This window comes from Intrasporangium sp. (assembly GCF_039812505.1).
In the GTDB taxonomy this organism is placed as follows: Bacteria; Actinomycetota; Actinomycetes; order Actinomycetales; family Dermatophilaceae; genus Intrasporangium_A.
The window spans coordinates 1-3325 of sequence record NZ_JBDIAQ010000242.1 but is presented as its reverse complement, the minus strand read 5'-3'; the positions used below and the strand labels follow the sequence as shown (position 1 = coordinate 3325).

Sequence of the window (3325 nt, the reverse complement as noted above, 5' to 3'; positions counted from 1 at the left end):
GTTCTGCCGCCCAGGTGCGTCATGACACCCCACACGGCGTTCAGCGAGGTCTGGACCGCGCCCTCGACCCAGGCAGGTGTCCAGCTGACCCCGTCGCCAGCGAGGAAGATCCCCCGCTGGTGCTCGGGGAGGTCGTGCTGGACGAAGTGGCGGTACATCCGGTTGTTGTAGCGGTAGTGGCCCGGCAGGGCCCCCTTGAACGCGCCGAGGAAGTTCTCGTCCGCCTCCCAGCTGACCACGATCGGGTTGCCCCGGATGTGGCTGCGGATGTCCACGCCGGGGTAGATGCGTTCGAGAGCCGCGAGGGCCAGCTCGACCCGCCGCTCCGGAGCGAGGGGCAGGACCTTGAGCGCATCGGTCATCCACGAGTAGCTCAGGCAGATGACGCCCGGCCGGTCCGGGCCGTTGTCGAAGAAGTACGTGCCACGGGTGATCCGGTCGGTCAGCGTCATCGACAGCAACGGCCGACCGGTGCGCGGGTCGAGGTCCTTCCAGAACGGCCGGTCCACCATGACGAACGACTTGGCCGCCTGCATGTACCGGGTCCGGTCGAGGGCCATCCACAGCTTCGGGTCGAAGAGGGACTCCTGAACCGACACCGAGGTCGTCAGCAGGTGGCTCTGGCAGGTGACCAGGACCGCCGCGTAGTCGCGGGAGTTGCCCCACTGGTCGACGACCGTGAACCCGTCGGAGCCGTTGCGCTCGATGTGGACCGCACGGCCCAGCGTGGCACCGCCGTTTAGGGCGGCCAGGCTCGTCCCCGCCGGCCAGTGCCGGCAGTCGGCCGGCTGACGCCACAGGCGGTGCAGCAGGCTCTCGACCCCACCGACGATGAAGCGCTGGTTGTCGTCGAGCTGCAGCAGGTTGACGCGCAGGATCTCCAGCATCGAGTTCGGGAAGTCGCTGTCCCACCCACCGGTCCCGAACCCGACCTGTCCGAACACCTCCCGGTGCCGGAAGCTGAGACCGCTGAAGGCCTTGGAGGAACGGACGAAGTCGTAGAACGTCCGCTCGTCCCAGGCCTCGACGATGGGGTTCCACAGCTGTTTGATCCGCCCGGCGTCGCGGTCGCGCACGGCCTGCTGCAACTCGGTGAAGTCGGCGAACTCCTCCAGCGCACCGTGGTAGGCCTCGGCGACCTCCCGGTACACCCGCGGCAGGTCGTCGGCGTCACGGGCGAACTCCGTGACGCCCTCCAGATCGATGACCGTGGATCCGGCGGCCTCGGTCAACGGGTTGGGGAAGGGCCGGGACTGCAGGCCGACGAGGTCGACGTAGTGGTAGAACGCCCTCGACGAGACAGGGAAGCGCATGCCCCCGAGCTCGGCGACGACGTCGTCGGTGCCCTCGAAGGTCTGCGACCGCAGCCGCCCGCCGAACTTGCCCGACTCGTACAGGACCGGGCGCAGGCCCAGCTTCATCAGCTCGTGCCCGGCGATCACCCCCGCGGCCCCCGCGCCGATGACGGCCACCGCGGCGCCGAACCGGTCCGCCGGGATCGACCCGAGCCCTACCGGGTTGCTGATCCAGCTCTCGTAGGCGAACGGGAAGTCCGGGCCGAAGGCGGTGACCGGTGGTGGGGACTGCGTCATGTGAGGATCCCTTCGACGATGCAGGTGCGGCAGTTCGACGATGCGGGTGGCGACGGATGTCGCACGGCCCTGTCGGGACAGGCTAGCGTCGGCCTCGTGAAGCTCGCGTTGTGGCAGTGCCGTCCGACCGACGGCCGGGTGGAGGAGGCGCTCGTCGCCCTCGAGGCGCGGGTCGAGGCGGCCGCCGCCGCGGGTGCCGGCCTGCTCGTGGTCCCGGAGCTGTACCTGCCCGGCTACAACCGGCCCGACCTGCACGCCTCGGCGGCGCAGCCGCTCGACGGCGCCTGGATCACTCGGGTGCGTGACCTGGCCCGACGCGCCGAGTGCGGTGTGTGCCTCGGCTGGGCCGAGCGGGACGGCGACGAGCTGTACAACGCGGCCACCCTCGTCGGGCCCGACGGGACGGTCCGGATCCACTACCGCAAGGTCCAGCTGTTCGGGGGCATGGAGGCGCGCAGCTTCCGGCGCGGCACCCGGCTGGCACCCGTCGTCGAGGTCGCGGGCCGCCACGTCGGACTGCTCGTCTGCTACGACATCGAGTTCCCCGGCCACGCGGCCTCGCTGGCTGCGGCCGGAGCCGACCTGATCCTCGTGCCGACGGCCAACCCGGCGGGCTACGAGCACGTCCAGCGCACCCTCGTACCGGCCCGGGCGTACGAGAACGACGCCGTCGTCGCCTACGCGAACCTCGTCGGCACGGAGCGGGAGCTGACCTTCGGGGGGCTCTCGCTCGTCGCGGGACCCGACGGACTGCCGCTCGCGGCTGCCGGCGCGCGGGGGGAAGCCCTGCTCGTGGTCGACCTCGATGCCGCCGACGCCGTCCCGGACGAAGTCCGCTCGGAGCTGGCGCGGGAGTACCGCCCGGTCGGGCGCGACGACGGGCCCGCTGCACCGCGTCCTCCGCGTCGCCGGCCGGACCCCGACTAGCGGCCGAGCCCGTGCTGGTGGGCCCAAGCGGCGGCGGCGGTGCGGGAGCAGACGCCCAGCTTGACGTAGACGTTGGCCAGGTGCCGGCTCACTGTCTTGTCGCTGATCGACAGCTGTCCGGCCACCTGGCGGTTCGTCGCCCCCGCGGCAACGCAGGCCAGCACCTCGAGCTCGCGTACGGTCAGGCCCCCAGAGGAGACCGGTCCCGCCCGTGCCGGCCCCGTCAGCACCGGGCCCGTCAGGCGGGCGACGTCGGGCCGCGCACCGAGCCGTTGGTAGATGGCCAGCGCCGTCGCCTCCTCGGCAACAGCAGCCCGTATGTCGCCCAGGCCGCGCAGCGCGTCCGCCATGCCCTCGTGGACCCGCGCCAGGGCGTACCGGAAACGCTGGGCCCGGTAGATCTCGGCCGCCTCCGACAGGTGCTTCAGCGCCTCGTCCGGGCGACCTTGCACGACCTCGAGAGCCGCGCCGGCCCGGGCGGACCAGGCACGTAGACCGGCGGAGCGGAAGAACCCCGCGGTGTCGTGCAGGTCCCGCGCCAAGGCGGCTGCCGACTGCTCGTCCCCGAGCTCCAGGAGCAGCTCGACCGCAGGCAGTACCAGCCGCGCCCGGCCGAGCCGGTCACGCTCGCCGATGGCGACGCGCAGCGCCGCGACCGCGTCCGGCGTGCGGCCCCGGTCGCGTAGCAGCAGTGCCGCGCCGGGCTGTGGGTCGACGCCGAGTCGCGCGGCTGCCGCATAGGCCTGCTCGGCCCCCTCGGCGTCCCCGCGCAGCCGGCGCACGTCACCGAGCTCGACGTAACCGGC

Annotated in this window: 3 protein-coding genes; 1 reads left to right on the top strand and 2 read right to left on the bottom strand. The window is 72.2% G+C overall.

The window, feature by feature from the left end; genetic code table 11:
- Positions 1–1592, bottom strand: a 1592-nt coding sequence (locus WMI84_RS17665) for an NAD(P)/FAD-dependent oxidoreductase (protein ID WP_347355086.1), incomplete at its 3' end; no start/stop codon positions are given.
- 96 nt (positions 1593–1688) lie between these two features.
- On the opposite strand from WMI84_RS17665, the gene WMI84_RS17660 reads away from it, so the two are divergent.
- Positions 1689–2519, top strand: a complete 831-nt coding sequence (locus WMI84_RS17660) for a nitrilase-related carbon-nitrogen hydrolase (RefSeq protein WP_347355085.1) — start codon at positions 1689–1691, stop codon at positions 2517–2519.
- Here WMI84_RS17660 and WMI84_RS17655 read toward each other — a convergent pair.
- On the bottom strand, positions 2516–3325 hold an 810-nt coding region (locus tag WMI84_RS17655; RefSeq protein WP_347355084.1), incomplete at its 5' end, for a LuxR C-terminal-related transcriptional regulator. The two genes, WMI84_RS17660 and WMI84_RS17655, sit on opposite strands and share 4 nt — an antisense overlap.